Annotated in this window: 13 protein-coding genes and 1 pseudogene; 9 read left to right on the plus strand and 5 right to left on the minus strand. The window is 59.8% G+C overall.

Annotated features, from left to right (window positions below):
* Positions 1-66 precede the first annotated feature (66 nt).
* The 6 genes and pseudogenes from BK660_RS21370 to BK660_RS33640 all read left to right on the plus strand — a co-directional run bounded on the left by BK660_RS21370 (position 67) and on the right by BK660_RS33640 (position 8,459).
* Entirely contained in the window at positions 67-2,373 is a 2,307-nt protein-coding gene (locus BK660_RS21370; RefSeq protein ID WP_123434975.1) for an EAL domain-containing protein, read from the plus strand.
* The gene (locus BK660_RS21375; RefSeq protein ID WP_123434976.1) at positions 2,370-4,244 is read left to right on the plus strand and encodes a putative bifunctional diguanylate cyclase/phosphodiesterase; all 1,875 of its coding nucleotides are present in this window, start codon (positions 2,370-2,372) and stop codon (positions 4,242-4,244) included. The genes BK660_RS21370 and BK660_RS21375 overlap by 4 nt, the downstream gene beginning before the upstream one ends.
* A 44-nt stretch (positions 4,245-4,288) precedes the next feature.
* A complete protein-coding gene (locus BK660_RS21380; RefSeq protein ID WP_123434977.1) occupies positions 4,289-5,248 on the plus strand; it encodes a cytochrome-c peroxidase in 960 nt (319 codons plus the stop codon).
* The gene (locus tag BK660_RS21385; RefSeq protein ID WP_123434978.1) at positions 5,245-7,056 is read left to right on the plus strand and encodes a DAHL domain-containing protein; all 1,812 of its coding nucleotides are present in this window, start codon (positions 5,245-5,247) and stop codon (positions 7,054-7,056) included. Before BK660_RS21380 ends, BK660_RS21385 begins: the two co-directional genes overlap by 4 nt.
* Before the next feature lie 590 nt (positions 7,057-7,646).
* Positions 7,647-7,733 (plus strand): annotated as a pseudogene (locus tag BK660_RS33635) (hypothetical protein); the annotation flags it as partial.
* A 57-nt stretch (positions 7,734-7,790) separates the two neighbouring features.
* Positions 7,791-8,459, plus strand: coding sequence for an ATP-binding protein (locus BK660_RS33640; protein ID WP_404942950.1), 669 nt, complete (start codon positions 7,791-7,793; stop codon positions 8,457-8,459).
* A 94-nt stretch (positions 8,460-8,553) separates the two neighbouring features.
* On the opposite strand, the gene BK660_RS21395 is transcribed toward BK660_RS33640, so the two are convergent.
* Positions 8,554-9,879, minus strand: a complete 1,326-nt coding sequence (locus BK660_RS21395) for an APC family permease (protein WP_123434980.1) — start codon at positions 9,877-9,879, stop codon at positions 8,554-8,556.
* A gap of 238 nt (positions 9,880-10,117) precedes the next feature.
* A complete protein-coding gene (locus BK660_RS21400) occupies positions 10,118-10,939 on the minus strand; it encodes a carbon-nitrogen hydrolase family protein (RefSeq protein WP_123434981.1) in 822 nt (273 codons plus the stop codon).
* Between the two features lie 129 nt (positions 10,940-11,068).
* On the opposite strand from BK660_RS21400, the gene BK660_RS21405 reads away from it, so the two are divergent.
* Both BK660_RS21405 and BK660_RS21410 read left to right on the plus strand, forming a co-directional pair.
* Positions 11,069-11,869, plus strand: coding sequence for a helix-turn-helix transcriptional regulator (locus BK660_RS21405; RefSeq protein ID WP_123434982.1), 801 nt, complete (start codon positions 11,069-11,071; stop codon positions 11,867-11,869).
* A gap of 178 nt (positions 11,870-12,047) precedes the next feature.
* On the plus strand, positions 12,048-13,667 hold the full coding sequence (locus tag BK660_RS21410) for an FMN-binding glutamate synthase family protein (RefSeq protein WP_123434983.1): 1,620 nt from the start codon (positions 12,048-12,050) through the stop codon (positions 13,665-13,667).
* 42 nt (positions 13,668-13,709) lie between these two features.
* Here BK660_RS21410 and BK660_RS21415 read toward each other — a convergent pair whose 3' ends face one another.
* Together BK660_RS21415 and BK660_RS21420 are read right to left on the minus strand one after the other, a co-directional pair.
* Positions 13,710-14,084 (minus strand): GtrA family protein, encoded by a 375-nt coding sequence (locus BK660_RS21415; RefSeq protein ID WP_123434984.1) that lies wholly within the window; start codon positions 14,082-14,084, stop codon positions 13,710-13,712.
* 109 nt (positions 14,085-14,193) lie between these two features.
* On the minus strand, positions 14,194-15,699 hold the full coding sequence (locus BK660_RS21420) for a glucosyltransferase domain-containing protein (protein WP_123434985.1): 1,506 nt from the start codon (positions 15,697-15,699) through the stop codon (positions 14,194-14,196).
* A gap of 246 nt (positions 15,700-15,945) precedes the next feature.
* Between BK660_RS21420 and BK660_RS21425 the strand changes: the two genes are divergently transcribed.
* Positions 15,946-17,085, plus strand: coding sequence for an OpgC family protein (locus tag BK660_RS21425; protein ID WP_123434986.1), 1,140 nt, complete (start codon positions 15,946-15,948; stop codon positions 17,083-17,085).
* Between the two features lie 66 nt (positions 17,086-17,151).
* Here BK660_RS21425 and BK660_RS21430 read toward each other — a convergent pair whose 3' ends face one another.
* Positions 17,152-18,573: an amino acid permease gene (locus BK660_RS21430; RefSeq protein WP_123434987.1), complete on the minus strand. Its 1,422-nt coding sequence runs from the start codon at positions 18,571-18,573 to the stop codon at positions 17,152-17,154.
* Between the last annotated feature and the right edge of the window lie 309 nt (positions 18,574-18,882).

An 18,882-nucleotide genomic window follows, 5' to 3' on the forward strand; every position in this document is an offset into this window, starting at 1 on the left:
GGCCAGGTGATCAGGGAAAGGATGCCCAATGAAAACACCGCACAAAACCATTCTCGACTCCCACGCATGTCGATGAATACGCTGCTGGCGCGGGCCAACCGCCGGATTCTTATCGTCGACGACACGACTTCGATCCATGAGGACTTCATCAAGATCCTCAGCCCGCCATCGTTCTGTGACGACAGCCTGACCAGCGCTGAACACGCCCTGTTCGGCACGGCTGCGGCGATATCGTTGCAAAGCTTTGTGCTCGACTCGGCGTTTCAGGGCCTCGAAGCCCTGGACAAGGTCGAGACGGCGCTGGCCAACGACCTGCCCTACGCGATGGCCTTCATCGACATGCGCATGCCACCGGGCTGGGACGGCCTGGAGACCATCGAACGGCTGTGGCAGGTCGATCCCAAACTGCAAGTGGCTCTCTGCACGGCCTATTCCGACTATTCCTGGGAAGACATCGACGAGCGCCTGGAACTGGGCGATCGCCTGCTGATTCTAAAGAAGCCCTTCGATGCCATCGAAATCCGTCAGATGGCCAGCACGCTGACCGCCAAGTGGCAAATGACCGAAGACGCGGCGCTGAAAATGTCACTGCTGGAACAAGCGGTCGAGGAACGCACCCGGGAGCTGTCCGATGCCAACATTATTGTGCAGAACAGCCCGACCATACTGTATCGGCTGCGGGGCGAGCCATCGTTTCCGCTGATGTATATCTCGCACAACATCACCAAATACGGTCACATCGCGGCAAACCTCGTGGCGTCGGCCAACTGGGCCCAGGAGCTCATTCATCCCGACGATCAATCCAAGGTCGACACTGCCATGGCCCGGGTGCTGGACCGCCATGCGGCAGGTGCTTCCATCGAATTTCGGATGCGCACCGCAGACGGAGCCTGGCGCTGGGTCGAAAACCGCTATATCCCGGTGCGCGACGATGAAGGCCGCCTGCTGGAAGTCGAAGGCATCATCATCGACGTCACCGAGCGCAAGCTGGCCGAGGAGAAAATCGCCCTGCTGGCGCGCACCGACGGGCTGACCGGGCTGGCCAACCGCGCGACACTGATCGAGCGACTTCACCAGGCTTTCGCTGCTGCGCGTCGGGGCGCGTCACCGTTCGCCATGTTTTACCTGGACCTGGACCACTTCAAACGCATCAACGACACCCTCGGTCACCCGGTAGGGGACTCGTTGCTGCAGGAAGTCTCCCGGCGGATCAAGGCCTGTGTGCGCGAAAACGATGTGGTCGCCCGCCTCGGTGGCGACGAGTTTGCGATATTGCAACTGGACGTCAGCGACCCGACCCACTCCGCAGCCCTGGCCACCAAGGTCCGCGATGCACTGGTGCTGCCCTACTCCCTGGCCGGCAACGATGTGCGGGTCTCCGTCAGCATCGGCATCAGCAGTTACAGCCCGGCCAGCACTAGCGCCGACGGCCTGTTGACCCAGGCGGACATGGCGCTTTATCGCTCCAAGGAAAAGGGCCGCAACCAGTACCACTTCCACTCCGAGGAGATCAATCAGGAGGTGGTCGAACGTATGGCCATCGCCAGCGACTTGAGAGCGGCCATCGAACACGAAGAACTTGAACTGCATTACTGGCCGGAAGTGGACCTGGCGACCGGTAAAATCCTCGGCATGGAGGTGGTGGTGAGCTGGAACCACCCCGAACGTGGTTTGCTGGAAGCCCCGGCGTTCCTCCCGGCCGCCGAAAAGACCGGCACGATCATCGCCCTCGGTCATTGGGTCCTGGATCGAGCCTGCCGGCAAATGCGCCAGTGGCGTGATGAAGGCGTCGCGCCACCGGTGATTGCGATCAAGCTGTCGTTGGCTCAGCTCAAGAGTGGTCCGGAACTGATCTATGACGTGCTGCGCACCACCGCACGCTGGGAGCTCTGCGCCTGGGACCTGCGTTTCGACGTCACCGAAGCGACGCTGGCCCAGACCAAATGGACCCACAACGATGTGCTGCCGCGCTTGCGTGAACTGGGGGTGAAGATCGCCATCGACGACTTCGGCACCGAATATTCATCGTTCGACTACCTCAAGACCTACCAGGTCAATCACCTGAAACTCGCTCAGGCCTTCATCGACACCGCCGCCCGCGACCCGGCCAGCGCCAACACCCTGCGCGCCATCATCAACTTCGCCCGGGATGTCGGCATCGGCATCATCGCCGAAGGCATCGAAACCCAGGAACAACGCAGTTCGCTGATGGCCACCGGCTCACCCATGAACGCGCAGGGTTACTACTTCAGCAAAGCCGTCAGCAGCCAGCAGGCCGTCGAGTTGCTGAAGGCCGGCAGCATCGTACCGCCGAGCCACGACATCGGGCCGATCCGGGACAACCCGCAACGGTCCACGGAGGACAAAGGATGAAAGCGCCTTTCGTGCGGACCAACCGGCGCGTTCTGATCGTCGACGACACGCCTTCGATTCATGATGATTTTCGCAAGATCCTCGGCCCCGAGACCGAAGATGAACAGACCCTGGCCGGCACTGAAGAAGCCCTGTTCGGCACGCAACAACCGGACAGGCTGACGTTCCAGCTCGACTCGGCCTATCAGGGTCAGGAAGCCCTCGAACTGGTCAAGCTCGCACTGGCCGAAGGACGCCCCTACGCCCTGGTGTTCACCGACATGCGCATGCCGCCGGGCTGGGATGGGCTGGAAACCATCGAACAACTGTGGAAGGCCGACCCGCACCTGCAAATTGCGCTGTGCACGGCGTATTCGGATTACTCGTGGGAGGCCATGGCCGAGCGGCTGGAGTTCGGCGATCAGTTGCTGGTGCTGAAAAAGCCCTTCGACAGTCTGGAAATCCGCCAGATGGCCAGCGCCTTGACCTGGAAGTGGCAGATGACGCAGGACGAGGCGATGAAGGTGCTGAGCCTGGAGCAAACCATCGAGGCCCGGGTTCACGAATTGCTCAAGGTGTCGCACCTGTTGCAGTACGACGTATTGACCGAACTGCCCAACAGCACCTTGCTCGGTGACCGGTTGAACCAGTCACTGGCCCTGTCCCGACGCCATGACAAACAGCTGGCGGTGATGTTTCTGGGGCTCGATCGCTTCAAGCGCATCAACAATGCCCTGGGCCATCCGGCCGGTGACGAAATCCTCAAACGGGTCGGGAGAAACCTGGTGGCCACGGTGCGCGAGTCCGATTCGGTGTTTCGCTACGGTTCCGACGAATTCGTGGTGATCCTCGCCGACATCCGCCATCCGCAGCAGACCAAGGGCATCGCTGAAAAGCTCTTGAATGCCATCCGTACGCCCCAGCACATCGCCGGCCACGATCTGAGCGTGACCGCCAGCCTGGGCATCAGCATTTACCCCGAAGACGGTTTCGATGCCATCGCACTGATCAAGAAAGCCGAAACCGCGATGCGCAACATCAAGGAAATCGGCCCGAACGATTTCAGTTTTTTCATCGACGAAATGAACCAGCGCGCACGGGATCAGCAAAGCATTGAAACGGGCATTCGCCTGGGGCTGGAAAGGAAGGAATTTGTCCTGCATTACCAACCCAAACTGGACCTGGTCAGCGGCCAGGTGGTGGGTGCCGAGGCCTTGATCCGTTGGCAAAAACCGGGCGTCGGCCTGGTCTACCCGTCGGAGTTCATCGGTGTGGCCGAAGACAGCGGGTTGATCGTGCCGTTGAGCAAATGGGTGCTCGCCGAGGCCTGCCGACAAGCCTGTGCCTGGCAGGCAGACGGGCTGCCGAAAATCTGCATGTCGGTGAATATGTCGGCCATCGATTTCCGTCAACGGGACTTTGTCGACGGTATCGAACAGACCCTCGAACAAACCGGTCTGGAGCCCGCCTTGCTGGAGCTGGAAATCACCGAAGGCGTGTTAATGCAAAACATCGATGCCACCGTCACCTCCCTGAATCGGCTCAAGGCATTGGGGGTGCGGCTGGCCATCGATGACTTCGGCACGGGTTACTCCAGCCTGAGTTACCTGCGCCGGTTTCCCATCGATGTGCTGAAGATCGATCAGTCGTTCATTCGTGGTTTGAGCAACGACAGCAATGACGCCGCCCTCGTCAGCACCATCATCAGTATGGGCCGCAGCCTCAACCTGACCATCATCGCCGAAGGGGTGGAGACCCTTGAGCAATTGGACTTCCTAAAGGCGCATCAATGCGAGGAAGGCCAGGGTTACTACTTCAGCAAAGCCGTGGAGCCGAGTGCCTTCGTCCAGTATCTGAGGTCGTTAAACCCGCCACCACCCACCGTCTCGTGAACGATACGCAACGATACTCAGGCCGTCAGCCAAGGAATCACCCGATGTCGCTCTCCTTCCACCGCCTGCTCCTGGTGCCGCTGATCGGGCTTTGTCTGAACGCCGTCGGCGCGCCGCTGGATGAACCGCTCAAACCGCTGCCGGCGGTGCCACCGCTAGATCCGCAGCGGGTCGAACTCGGTCGCCAGTTGTTCAACGAACCCCGCTTGTCGGTCAACGGCAGCCTGTCCTGCGCCAGTTGTCATCGACTGGAAAACGGTGGCGCCGACAACAAGGCGTTTTCCATCGGCTTCGCCGGCCTCCCGGTGACGGTCAACACCCCCAGCGTGTTCAACGCCAGTCTGAACTTCCGGCAATTCTGGAACGGTCGCTCCGACACCCTGGAAAACCAGGTCCACGAAGTGGTACAGAGCCCCGGCGAGATGGGCAGCAACTGGGAACATGTGGTGCAGACGCTGTCTGCCGATCCGGCTTATCAGACCTCATTCGGCCACGCCTACCCGGACGGCGTGACCATGAGCAACGTGCAAAACGCCCTCGCGAGCTATGAACGCACGCTGATCAGCGCCAACTCGCGTTTCGACCAATACCTGCAAGGCAACACCGAGATTCTCACGACCGACGAAAAGTACGGTTATCAACGCTTCAAGGAGTACGGCTGCATCGCCTGCCATCAGGGGGTGAACATCGGCGGCAACATGTACCAGAAGTTCGGTGTGATAGGCGACTACTTCCAGGCCAGGGGCCACCCGACCGAATCGGACCTTGGACGTTACCTGGTGACCAAGGATGAAGAGGATCGCTATGTGTTCAAGGTTCCGAGCTTGCGCAACGTCGCCGTGACCGCGCCGTACTTTCACGACGGCTCGGCCAACACCCTGGAAGACGCGGTGGACGTGATGTTCAAGTTCCAGCTCGGGCGTGTCCCGACGGACGAGGACAAGACCCTGATCGTCAAATTCCTCAAGACCCTGACCGGTGAATGGGAAGGCAAACCGTTATGAAAATGTCCCGCCGCCGCAGCCTTGCGCTGCTGAGTGTCGTGGCCCTGATGCTGGCCTCGACGCTGCTGTTCCTGTACCTCAAGTCCAACTCGAACCAGACAACCAGCTATACCGAATCCCGAGACCTGATCGGGCGCATCAAACAGTTGAACGCGCAATGGGAAACCGAGATCCTCAAGGCCCGGATCGCCGCCCAATACAACTACGATTCGCTGGTCACGCCCCAGACGGAGATAACGCAGCTGTGGGAGCGGTTCACCCGCCTCGAATCGCACCACGGCCGCAACGAGTCACCCGTCTGGCAAGACAGCCATGAAGCGTACCTGACAGCCATCCAGGAAAAGACCCGGTTGGTGGAACAGTTCAAGTCGCACAACGCGGTGCTGCGCAACTCCCTGGCCTACCTGCCAAATGTCGAAGACGACATCCAGCAGCAATTGGCCCAGTTGGTGGATGGCGACAAACTGCAGTTGCAAAATATCGCCACCGACACCTACGATTTGTTGCTCAGCAGTCTGGAATTTTCACAGCTCACTTCTGACGACAGGGCGGCCGATATCCTGTTGGGCCTGAACAAACTCGGGGTGAACAAGCAGCGATTGCCGGAGCCGTTCCACGCGCCGATCGATGTGCTGAGCAACCACATCGCGTTGATCCTGCGTGAACAACCGGTGGTGAATCGCTTGCTGGAAAACATCGAGGCCATCCCCGTGGCCGAACGCCTGGACGACATAACCCGACTGCTGAACACCGACCAGCAGCAAGTCGTCGCGGTCGACCAGCGCTATCACTTTTATATGCTGGTGTTTTCAACGTTGTTGGTGCTGTTGCTGGTGTATCTGGCCATTCACCTGATGCGCAGTTTCACGGTGATCAATCGCGTCAATAAAGCCCTGCACACCGCCAATGACGACCTTGAGCTACGCGTTGAAGAGCGCACCCGTGAACTCAGGGATACACAGAGCGAACTGCTCGACTCCGCGCGCCAGGCGGGCATGGCCGAGATCGCCACCAATGTGCTGCACAACGTCGGCAACGTGCTCAACAGCGTCAACATCTCGGCCGACCTGGTGAGCCGCAAACTGCGCGCGAGCAAGGCGCAGGGCCTGCGCAAGGCCATGCAGTTGATCAACGAGCATCCCGATGACCTCGGTGCCTTTCTGACTCAGGACCAGAAAGGCAAGTTGCTGCCCGGCTACCTCAATCAACTGGTGGAGGCCATTGCCCTGGAACAACAGGGCATGACCGACGAACTCGCCCAACTGAGCAAAAGCGTCGACCACATCAAGGACATTGTGGCCACTCAGCAATCCTACGCGGGCGCCAACAGCCTGCTGGAACCGCTGCACATCAGCGAACTGCTGGAGGACGCCCTGCGCATGAACTCCGGGGCACTCACCCGTCATCACGTCAGGGTGATCAAGGAGTACGGCGAGGTGCCGCTGTTCATGGGCGACAAGCACCGCTTGCTGCTGATTTTGATCAACCTGATCAGCAACGCCAAATACGCCATGTCCGGCCTCAGCAACCGTCCGCGACAAATGACCCTCGGGGTCAAGATCGTCGACGACACGACCCTGCAAATCAGCGTCAAGGACGACGGCGAAGGTATCGCCGAGGAAAACATGACGCGCATCTTTGCCCACGGTTTTACCACCCGCAAGGAAGGCCACGGCTTTGGCCTGCACAGCTGCGCCCTGGCCGCCATCGAGATGAATGGCCACCTCACCGCCCACAGCGACGGGCCGGGCAAGGGGGCGCAGTTCACGTTGCAGATCCCGTTGAAAACCGTCATGGAGCAAGCATGAGCGAGCTTTCCAACCGACGCATTTTGCTGATCGACGATTCCCCATCCATTCACGAGGATTTTCGCAAGATCCTCACGCCCACGCCGGCCCGGCACGTCGAACTGGATGTGATGGAGGCCGCGCTGTTCGGCGCAGAAGCAAAATCTGCCAGTGTCCTGTTCGAGCTGGATTCGGCGTATGGCGGCCGGGAGGGGCTGGGCAAACTTAACCAGGCCTTACAGGACAAGCAGCCCTATGCCATGGCCTTCGTCGACATGCGCATGCCTGACGGCTGGGACGGCGCGCAGACCATCGAACACTTGTGGCAGGAGGACCCGCGCCTGCAAGTGGTGGTGTGTACCGCCTACTCTGACTATTCCTGGGATGAACTGCTGGACCGTTTGCAGGCGCATGACCGGCTGCTGATTCTGAAAAAACCGTTCGACAACATTGAAGTCCAGCAAATGGCCAACACCTTGCTGACCAAATGGGACATGACCGAACGGGCCTGTGTGCAGATGAGCCATCTGGAGCAGATGGTGGACCAGCGAACGACTCAATTCAAACAGGCCAGCGAGGCGCTGCAACGGGAAATCGACGAGCGCAAACAGCTTGAATCCCAATTGGTGCAATCGGAAAAACTCGCTTCACTGGGGCAATTGGCGGCCGGCGTCGCCCATGAAATCAACAACCCCATCGGCTTCATTTCCTCCAACCTCGGCACCCTCGAGGGCTATTTCAAACAGCTGCAGGAAATGCTCGATGCCTATCGGGAAGCAGAAGAGGCGATTGGCTCCAGCGAGCTCCTGGTGCGTCTGCGTGACTTGCGTGACCGGGTCGAACTGGAATTCCTGCGCGAAGACATTCCGCTGCTGATCAAGGAATCCAAGGAAGGCATCAGCCGGGTCGGGCAAATCGTCAAAGACCTGAAGGACTTCTCGCGGGTGGACTCGAACCAGGAATGGCAGTGGGCCAATCTGCAGCAAGGCATCGAATCGACGCTGAACATCGTTGCCAATGAACTGAAGTACAAGGCCGATGTGGTGAAGGATTATCAGGACCTGCCCGACATCGAATGCCTGCCTTCGCAAATCAACCAGGTGATCATGAACCTCATCGTCAACGCGTCACAGGCCATCGGCCCGGATCGCGGCACCCTCACCCTGCGCACAGGGCTTGAAAATGAAACCGTGTGGATCGAGGTCGCCGACACCGGCGCCGGCATCCCGCCGGGTAGCCTGCAGAAAATTTTCGACCCGTTCTTCACCACCAAACCGGTGGGCCAGGGGACAGGGCTGGGGTTGTCCCTGTCCTATGGCATCGTGAAGAAACACCGGGGAAATATTTCGGTGGTGAGTGAAGTCGGGGTGGGCAGCACGTTTCGCGTCGAACTGCCGATTCACCAGACAAAACCAGCCGCCTGAACACCAGCGCATCCCTGTGGGAGCTGGCTTGCCAGCGAAAGCAATCTCAAGAGCAATGCAACTCTCCAGGCTCCTACAAGGGGTTCGGCCTGCCTTAGATGGCTTCCTGAAAATCCATTTCCGGTGGCTGGCGACGGAAACCGCCGGTCAGCACCGCCAGGTACACCACGCCAATCGCCAGCCAGCTCAGGCCCAGGTAAATCGCCAGGTGATCGAGGCTGACCATCAGCCACAAATCCGCCACCAGGCCGATGAACGGGAACACCAGGAACAACAGCAGCTCACGCGGGCCTTTTTTCTCGCCGCCGATCCAGTAGTGAAAGATCACCGACAGGTTGACCAGGCTGAAGGCGAGGAACGCGCCGAAGTTGATGAACGAGGTCGAGGTGGTGACGTCCAGTTTCAGCGCCAGCAACGCGACGACGGCGCACAACAGGATGCTGTTGACCGGCGTGCCAAAGCGTTCGTGCAAGGTGCCGAAGAACGATTTCGGCAGCACACCGTCGCGGCCCATGGCGAACAGCAGACGCGAACCACTGGCCTGCGCCGACAGACCCGAGGCGAACTGGCCGACGATCAGGCCGATCAGGAAGATCGACACGAACAGGTCGCCACCGATGTTGCGGGCGATTTCATAGGCCGCCGAGTCGACGTTGTCGAACTGGAACGACGGGTGCGCGATCTGCACGAAGTAGGAGACGCTGACGAAGATCAGCCCGCCGATCAGGGTGATCAGCATGATTGCCCGCGGGATGGTGCGGCGCGGGTCGCGGGTTTCTTCGGTCAGGGTGCTGACCGCGTCGAAGCCGAGGAACGAGTAACAGGCGATGGCCGCGCCGCTCATGATCAGCGGCATCTGCATGTCGCCGTTGAAGAACGGTTTGATCGACCACAATGGCGTGCTCGCATCGCCGCCGACGTAGTGGATGCACAGCACCACGAAAGCGATCAGCACCAGGGCTTGCACCAGCATCAGCAAGGCGTTGATGCCGTTGGCCAGTTTCAGGCCGACGATGTTGATTGCGCTGGTGATGCCGATGAACGCCAGCACCCACAGCCATTGCGGCACGGCCGGGAACGCGGAGTTGAGGTAAGCGGCGCCGATCAGCCAGATCGCCATCGGCAGGAACAGGTAATCGAGCAACACCGCCCAACCGGCGATGAAGCCGAGTCTCGGGCTGATGGCTTTGCGCACGTAGCTGTAGGCAGAGCCCGCGACGGGGAACGCCGAGGCCATTCGGCCGTAGCTCATGGCGGTGAAAAACATTGCCACCAGCGCCGCGAGGTACGCGGCCGGCACCATGCCGGCGGTGGATTGAGCGAGGATGCCAAAGGTGCCGAGCACAATGATCGGCGTCATGTAGGCAATGCCAAACAGCACCACCGAACCCAATGACAGGGTGCGTTGCAAACGAGCCATGAGCGACTACTCCGAATTTATTAGATTTATGGCAGAGCCGAGTTCGGCGCTAAATTTCGGGGGTTACTTTGTTGTTTTTGGTTCAAGGGACAAACAGGTGTGTCGTCTGTCAGGGCCTCATCGCGGGCAAGCCCGCTCCCACAGGGATCCTTGTGGATACAGATTTTGTGAACGACATAAATCCTGTGGGAGCGGGCTTGCCCGCGAAGGCGTCAGTCCCGACAACACAGAATCCGGATCAACGCGAAGGAATCAGCAGCTCCCGAACCCCGCAAGCCCGCTCAATAATTTCCCCCGGCAACTTCAGCCGTTGATCATCCAGGTACCGGTAGTCCTTGCGTGCCGCCTCCAACCGGTTGAAATCCAGCTCAACCGTAAATTGCCCTTCATCGCGCCCCGCTTCGAACACCAGCGTGCCCAGCGGATCCACCAGCGCGCTGCCGCCGGCGAACATCAAGCCGTCATCGCCCGGTTCCACTCGATTGACCATCAGCGCAAACGCCTGGTTTTCCTGGGCACGGGCCATGATCGCGGTGCGATGCGTCGGGCCGTAGGGGTCCATGTTGCCGTTGGTGACGATCAGCAATTCGGCACCCAGTTGCGCCAGGGCGCGGGCGGTTTCCGGGAATTCGATGTCGTAGCAGATCAGCAGGCCGACCCGCACACCGTTCCACTCGCAAGTGGCGTATCGGTCGCCGGGCTCGAACACGCCGCGATCCGAGGCCCACAAATGCGTCTTGCGATACTTCAGCGCGATGCCTTCGGGGGTGATCAGCAGCGTGGTGTTGTAGAAGCGGCCGTTGTCGTTCTCGGCCATGCCGATCACTACGGCGATGTTGCGCTCGCGGGCGGCGGCGAGCACTGCGCTGACGGTCGGGCCGTCCAGTGGCTCGGCGGTTTGCGCCACGGTGTCTGCGGTCGGGAAGCCCATCAAGTGGGTTTCCGGGAAGACGATCAGTTGCGTGTCGGCGGCGCAGGCCGCAATCGCCGCCAGGGCGCGTTCGAGGTTGTACGCGGTGCCGTTGTCACGGCCCGCCAACTGGGCGAGTTCGACTTTCATCGGTATTCCTTGTTCTTGGGGACGCCGGGCGGCAGAAAGATTGCCCGGCCGGTTTCTGTGCGCCAGTATGCGCAGCAAGCCAGCGGCCGGGGAATCACGCCGCTGGGGTAACCCGATAGGGGTAGAGGCATGACACTTTCGCTGGACGACATCGCTTGGCACCGCTCGGTCGGGCAACTGATCGACGCACTGGACAAGCCCAATTTCTGGACGCAGCTGGTGCGTCTGCTGGATCAGTACGTGACCTTCGACAGTTGGGTGGCCCTGCTTTTCAGTGCCGACCAGCACCCGCACGTGTTCGCCGAATGCCCGGGCGAGGACGGCAGCCCGGATCAGTTGTTTCAGGATTACCTGCGCGGTTTGTACCTGCTGGACCCGTTCTACATCGCCTGCCGCGAGCAATCGCGCACCGGCCTCTATCGCCTGTCGGAAGTGGCGCCCGAGCACTTCGAGCTGACCGAGTATTACCAGCGCTACTTTCGTCTGAATGTGGTCGCCGATGAAATCCAGTTCAATTGCCAGCTCGAAGGCGACCGCACGTTGTGCCTGTCATTGGGCAGCAAGCAGCGTTTCAGTGGCCAGCAGATTGCCTTGCTGTCGCTGATCCAGCCGTGGGTGCTGGGCCTGTTGCGCCAGCGCCTGCCCTACGAAATCAACGAAGTCGTGGCCCTCGCGCCGTCGCCGCCGCAACCTGACTGGCGCGTGCAGCTGGAAGCGTCGGTGCAGCAACTCAAAGGCGCGCAACTGACCGCTCGGGAACTGGATGTCGGGCGGTTGATGCTCAGCGGTTGCTCCAGTAAAGAAATCGCCCGTAAGCTGGAAATCTCCGTGGAAACCGTGAAAGTCCATAAGAAACACATGTACAGCAAGCTGGGGATCAAATCCCAGTCCGAACTGTTTTCGATTTTTCTCCAGGCGCAGAATGCCTGACTGAAACGTGGAGTGCTTTTTACTGTGGGAGCGAGCCTGCTCGCGAAAGCGGTCCGTCATTCAGCATTGATGTCGACTGGACCACCGTCTTCGCGAGCAGGCTCGCTCCCACAGGGATCTGTGTGCATCCAAACACCTGCTGCGTTGAAATTATTGAGTTCGAACCCAAGGAAACCGTATGAGCCTGTCACTCCTGAGCCGCTACGCCTTCTTTGCCGCTTGCGTGATTTTCACCCTCGCCAGCCTGCCTTTCCTCGAATACGACTGGCTCTGGCCTATCACCGCCGTTACCGGCGTACTCAGCCTGATCGGCCTGTTCGATCTGCTGCAAAGCCCGCACGCGGTGCGCCGCAATTACCCGATCCTGGGCAACATTCGTTATCTGGTGGAAGGCATTCGCCCGGAAATCCGCCAGTACCTGCTCGAATCCGACAGCGATGCCCTGCCCTTCTCCCGGGCCCAGCGTTCGCTGGTCTATTCGCGGGCCAAGAACGAAAGTGCCGACAAGCCCTTCGGCACACTGATCGATGTGTATCAGTCGGGTTTCGAGTTCATCGGCCACTCGATGCGTCCGGCGCCGTTGAGCGATCCGAGCGCCTTTCGCGTGATCGTCGGCGGTCCGCAGTGCACCCAGCCGTACTCAGCCTCGGTGTTCAACATCTCGGCCATGAGTTTTGGCTCGCTCAGCGCCAACGCGATTCGGGCGTTGAACCAGGGCGCCAAGCTCGGCAACTTCGCCCATGACACCGGCGAAGGCAGCATCAGCGCTTACCACCGGGAAAACGGCGGCGACCTGACCTGGGAACTCGGCAGCGGCTACTTCGGCTGCCGAACCGCCGACGGCCGCTTCGACCCGGAGCGCTTTGCCGCCCAAGCGCAAACCCCGCAAGTGCGCATGATTGAAATCAAGATGAGCCAAGGCGCCAAACCCGGCCACGGCGGGATTTTGCCCAAGCACAAAGTCACCAAGGAAATCGCCGAAACCCGCGGCATCATGATGGGCGAAGACTGCATCTCGCCATCACGCCACAGCGCGTTTTCCACACCGATCGAGCTGATGCACTTCATCAAGCAACTGCGAGAACTGTCCGGCGGCAAACCGGTGGGTTTCAAGTTCTGCCTCGGTCACCCATGGGAATTCATGGGCATCGCCAAGGCCATGCTGGAAACCGGCATTCTCCCGGACTTCATCGTCGTCGACGGCAAGGAGGGCGGCACCGGCGCCGCGCCGGTGGAGTTCACCGACCACATCGGCGTGCCGATGCGCGAAGGGTTGTTGTTCGTGCACAACACGCTGGTCGGCCTGAACCTGCGAGACAAAATCAAACTCGGTGCCAGCGGCAAGATCGTCAGCGCCTTCGACATCGCCAGCGTCCTGGCCATCGGCGCCGACTGGGCCAACTCGGCTCGCGGCTTCATGTTCGCCATCGGTTGCATCCAGTCGCAAAGCTGCCACACCAACAAATGCCCGACCGGCGTCGCCACCCAAGACACCTTGCGCCAGCGCGCACTGGTGGTCCCGGACAAGGCCCAGCGGGTGTTCAACTTCCACCGCAACACACTCAAGGCCCTGGCCGAAATGCTCGCGGCAGCCGGTCTCGATCACCCGTCACAACTGTCGGCCAAGCATCTGGTACGGCGCATGTCGGCGACCGAGATCAAGCTGTTCTCGCAGTTGCATGTGTTCCTGAAACCGGGGGAGTTGCTCACTGGTGAAGTGAATGGCGAGTTTTACTCGCGGATGTGGCAGATGGCGCGGGCGGACAGTTTTGAGCCTAATGAAGTGGCGGCTGCGTAAGAGCGGCTCCGTATGCCGGCCTCACGGGGAGGCTGGCATTCTTCACGCCTCGCGCTCGTGGAACAGGATAAATCTCGAAAAGATAATGCCGCAGATCAGACTCAAGGCCGAAAACGAAGCGACGGTCACTAGTCCGTGGAGTTTCCAGATATCGGCGAAATGCCCGACGACGAAACTCATTACGCCCATGAAGAAGATGTACAACAGATAACGAAGCACCGACGCCCCGGCTTCAAATGTGTACAGCGAATGCACGTAGAAAGAGAACATCGCCGCCACACTGAACCCCATCACATTACTGGCCGCCTGACTAAATCCGGCAGCAGTGTTCAGTACATAAAAAAGCTGCCAATGAATGACCGTATTGGCCACGCCTACCACCGCAAAGGTGGAAAACTCTTTCCATAAGACTTTCATGTCCGTTCCCTGGTTGACTGCTGTGTCAGGCGTCAACCTAAAGTCAGCGCCAGGGATGCGTCTACTGTCAGAACTATCAGGTTACGCCGCCTTCCAGACCAACGGTCAATTACCACTGCAGCGTAGTGAACCGGGACGGTTCTTTCATGACGATAAAGCCGTAATCCCCCAGCAGATAAATGCGATAGAACAGGCTGTCCACCAGCGGTGGATAACCCTGGTATCCCACCCGCGTGGCGTTGCGCCGTTCCTTTTCCCTGACCACGTTGGTGATGCCGGTTTTCGGCAGGTTTTCCGCGAGCATGTAGAAGTCGATGTTCAACAGGTAGTGCAACACTGGCATTTGCCTGAATGACCCGGCGGCCGCCACCAGCCAGTGATCCGAATAACTGATCGACAGGTAAATGCGCTTGGCGTTGCGCAATGCCGGGCGGGAGGCGATGTCGGCACTCAAGGCATACAGCGCGTTGGTCGTGAAGGTCTTTTGCAAGGTCAGTACGCGACCATAGGCGAAGGACAACGAGAGGGTTGCCAACAGCGGGATCAACAACAGCAATGGCAGCTTTCCATGCAATGACGCCAGCACCCGATGACTCAGGTAAAACAGCAAAACCAGGACGACGCCAAAGCCCATCAAGGTTCGGGCGCCTTCATTGAAGTCGCGGAAAAACAACGAGGCGCCGGGCACCAGCAACAGCAAAACCGGCAGGATTAAAAGACACGCGATACCGATCACCGCTTTGTGCAGGCCTGAGTCCCACCGCGCCAGCACACCCCGCCCCACGCACACCCCACCGGCGATGGCGCACAACAACAGCGCCCCGAACACCCAGGCAAACCCACCATGAAACAGCAGCATGATGTTTTCCAGGACCCGGCCGGCATTGATTTCAACTTGCAGCAGCGGTGCCGCCGCGCCGTTCAACATCGAGGTACGGGTTTGACTCATGAAAGCAAAAGCCGTGGCGAAATAGATCAAGCCTGCCAGCAGCAACTGCGCGACTTTCCAGCCAAGCAATCGGCACCACGCGGGCCACGCTAATCGGTCGTTGGCACCCCGCAGCAGCTCCAGGCAACAGAGCCCGAGAAACACATTGATGCTGACCTGATAAAGGCCGATGGCCAATGCGATCAGCAGCGCCGGAACGATGAGTTGCTGGACGCGAGAAAGGCTGCGAAAGGTGATTGCGTAGATCACCGCCACCACGCTCAGCGCCATGGTCGGCCCGTCGTATTGGTACGACAGGTTTTGCAGGAAAAACGGGTTGTACCAAAGTGGCAGCAACACCAGGCAATGGCCGAATGTCGGTTCGGGAAAATAGTGGAACGTCAGGCGTGTCAGGGCAGCGCTCATGGCCAGCGTGGCGATCAGCAGTGGCAACGGGAAAATATTGGGCGCGGCACCGCTGAAGGTCAGCAGGTAATAGAACCACTGCGCGAACAGGCGGCCCTCCTCCGTCCACGCCGTACCGGCGGCGAGGGAACGCCAGTTGTCGTCGATGTAGGGGTAATCCGCAAGGATCATCGGCAGGACGTACAGCAGCGTCGCGAGAAGAAACAGCAACCAGACCTGGCGGCCTGCGAGTTCTTTGTCGAGCCAATCGCTGATCTTCATGCCGGCGCCTCATGGGAATTCCGCCTTCAATCGATAAAGCTTTGATCCCGACGGTGGTCAGAGATCGTGTGGCTGCCGGGCTTTTAGACCAGCGGTTGTCCTTTGGCAACGTTTGAGACATTCCGTAATACCCACGTTTTGCAATTGCCAGCGAATCCCTGCACCCTGCGCGCCGCCGATGAGCGGCGTACAACCCTTGGTGATGCCGCTCGCTCCTGTTTCAAAACCGTTCAAGAGCCCGCTGCCATGACGACTGAACGCGATCACCGAATCGACTTTTTCCGTGGCTTGGCACTGATCTTCATTTTCTGGGATCACGTGCCCCACAACCCCTTGGGTCAAATCACCCTGCGTAATTTCGGCTTCAGCGATGCGGCGGAAATCTTCGTGTTTCTGGCCGGTTATGCGGCGGTCCTGGCCTACGGCAAGATCCTCGCGCGCGACGGTTATCTGATCGCCTGCGTGAAGATCCTGCGTCGCGCGTGGGTGCTGTACGTGGTGCATATTTTCCTGTTGGCGATGCTGATGGGCATCGTGTTTTTCGCCAACAGCCACGTGGAAACGCGGGATCTGGTCGAGGAAATGGGCTTGCGCCACTTCATCACCAACCCGCAGCAGGCGTTGACGGATGAGTTGCTGCTGCGCTTCAAACCGAACCTGATGGACCCGTTGCCGCTGTACATCGTGCTGCTGGCCGGGTTGCCGCTGGTGCTGCCGATGCTGGTGCGCAAGGCGTGGGCGGTGGTGGCGGTGTCGTTGACCGTTTACCTGCTGGCGCCTTCCTTTGGCTGGAACCTGGCCGCGATAAAGGACGGCGTCTGGTACTTCAACCCGGTCACCTGGCAACTGCTGTTTGTGCTCGGTGGCGCGGCGGCGATTCACGGGCAGAAGCCCCGGTCGGCCGAGACGCGTCCGCTACTGCGCCAGCCGTTGTTTGTCAGTGCCGCGATTTATGCGGTGCTGGCCGGAGTGATTACCGTGTCCTGGCGCTGGCCGCAAATACATGACGCGCTGATGCCCTCCCAACTGAGCAACCTGCTGTACCCGATCAGCAAGACCGACCTGTCGCCGGTACGCCTGCTGCACTTTCTGGCGCTGGCGTATGTCACGGCGAAACTGTTGCCGGACACGGGCTGGACGCAACACTGGCTGGCCCGGCAATGCTCGCGCATGGGGCGTTACTCGCTGGAGGTGTTCTGTCTCGGCGTGTTGCTGGCGCCGTTGGCGGACATGGTCAATGCCCTGACCGACGATGCGTTTGCCATGCAGGTTTTCACTGCGCTGGTGGGCGCCGGGTTGATGGGGTTGTTGGCGGTCTGGCTGGAGTTCAATAAACGCCTCAACTCACCGAACTTTTGTGGCGAGCGAGCTCGCTCGCCACAGTAGATTTCGCCAGCCAATAAAAAGCCCCGGTCAATGGACCGGGGCTTTTTGCATTTCAAGCGTTACGTCTTAAGAAGCCGAACGCACCGCACCGTGCGACACATTGGTCGGTTGCAACTTGAACACATAGAACAACACCGTCAGCAGCACCAGGAACGCCGGGCCGACATACAGCGCCACGCGGGTGTCCGGGAAGTACGCCATCAGGCCGACCACCAGCACCAGGAACGCCAGCGCCAGGTACGAGCTGACCGGGTACAGCCACATCTTGTATTTGAGCCCGGCACGTTCGCTGGCGCTCAGGCCTTGGCGGAATTTGAGCTGGGCCAGCAGGATCATCACCCAGGTCCAGATCGCGCCGAAGGTGGCAATCGCGGTGACCCAGACGAAGACTTTTTCAGGCACCAGGTAGTTGAGCAACACGCCGAGCAGCAACGCCCCCATCGACAGCAGCAAGGCACGACGCGGTACGCCGTTGCTCGAGGTCTTGGCGAAACCGGCCGGGGCCTGGCCGTTCTGCGCCAGGCTGTAGAGCATGCGCCCGGTGCTGAAGATGCCGCCGTTGCAGGACGACAGCGCGGCGGTGATCACCACGAAGTTGATGATGCCGGCGGCGGTCTTGATGCCCAGACGCTCGAACGTCATCACGAACGGACTGCCCTGGGTGCCGATTTCGTTCCACGGGTAGATCGACAGAATCACGAACAGTGCACCGACGTAGAACAGCAGGATCCGCCAGAACACCGAGCCGATGGCATCCGGGATGGTCTTCTGCGGGTTCTTGGCTTCACCGGCGGTCAGGCCAATCATCTCGACGCCAAGGTAGGCGAACATGACCATTTGCAGCGACATCAACACGCCTTGCACGCCATTAGGCATGAAACCGCCGTGGGCCCAGAGATTGGAAACCCCCAGCGCCACACCGTCGTTACCAAAGCCGAACGCGATCACACCGATGCCGCCGACCACCATCGCAATGATGGTGACGATCTTGATCAGGGCGAACCAGAACTCGAATTCACCGAAGGCTTTGACCGCGATCAGGTTGATGGTGCCCATGCTGATCAACGCCGACAGCGCCCAGATCCAGCGCGGCACATCGGGGAACCAGACGCCCATGTACACCGCCACGGCAGTGATTTCCGCGACGCAGGTCACCAGCCACAGGAACCAGTAGTTCCAGCCAGTCAGGAAGCCCGCCAAGGGGCCGAGGTAGTCTTGGGCGTAACGGCTGAACGAGCCGGCGACCGGGTTGTGCACGGCCATCTCGCCGAGGGCGCGCATGATTACCAGAATCGCCAGACCACCGATGATGTACGAGAGCATGATCGCCGGGCCGGCCATTTCGATGGCCTTGGCCGAACCCAGGAACAGGCCGACGCCGATACAGGCACCGAGTGCCATCAAGCGAATATGCCGTTCGCCGAGTTCGCGTTTAAGCGGGCCGCCCTGAGCGGTCTCGCCGTGGGGCAGGTGATTGCCAGCAGGCATAGGGACATCCTCGTCTTGTTATTGGATATAGCCACCGAGTGTCGAAGCGCTGACGGATAAGCCATTGCTTGCCTGAAACCGGCCTTACTTCGTGAGCAGGACCGTCCTGTAGGACAAAACCTCGAGGATCAGCGGGACGTGCAGTATAAAAAGCATTGCTCAGGTGTTTTCACTCTATAAACCACAAATTACAGCCACAACTCTCGGTAAAAGACGGATTTATGGAGAGGCTTTAACTGGCTAAAAGTGATTTCACCCGTTGCAGAAAACGGCGCCGAGTATTGCACAGCATTGGTGCATCGTCATGCC

The sequence above is a fragment of the Pseudomonas brassicacearum genome (assembly GCF_003732265.1).
Lineage (GTDB): Bacteria > Pseudomonadota > Gammaproteobacteria > Pseudomonadales > Pseudomonadaceae > Aquipseudomonas > Aquipseudomonas brassicacearum_D.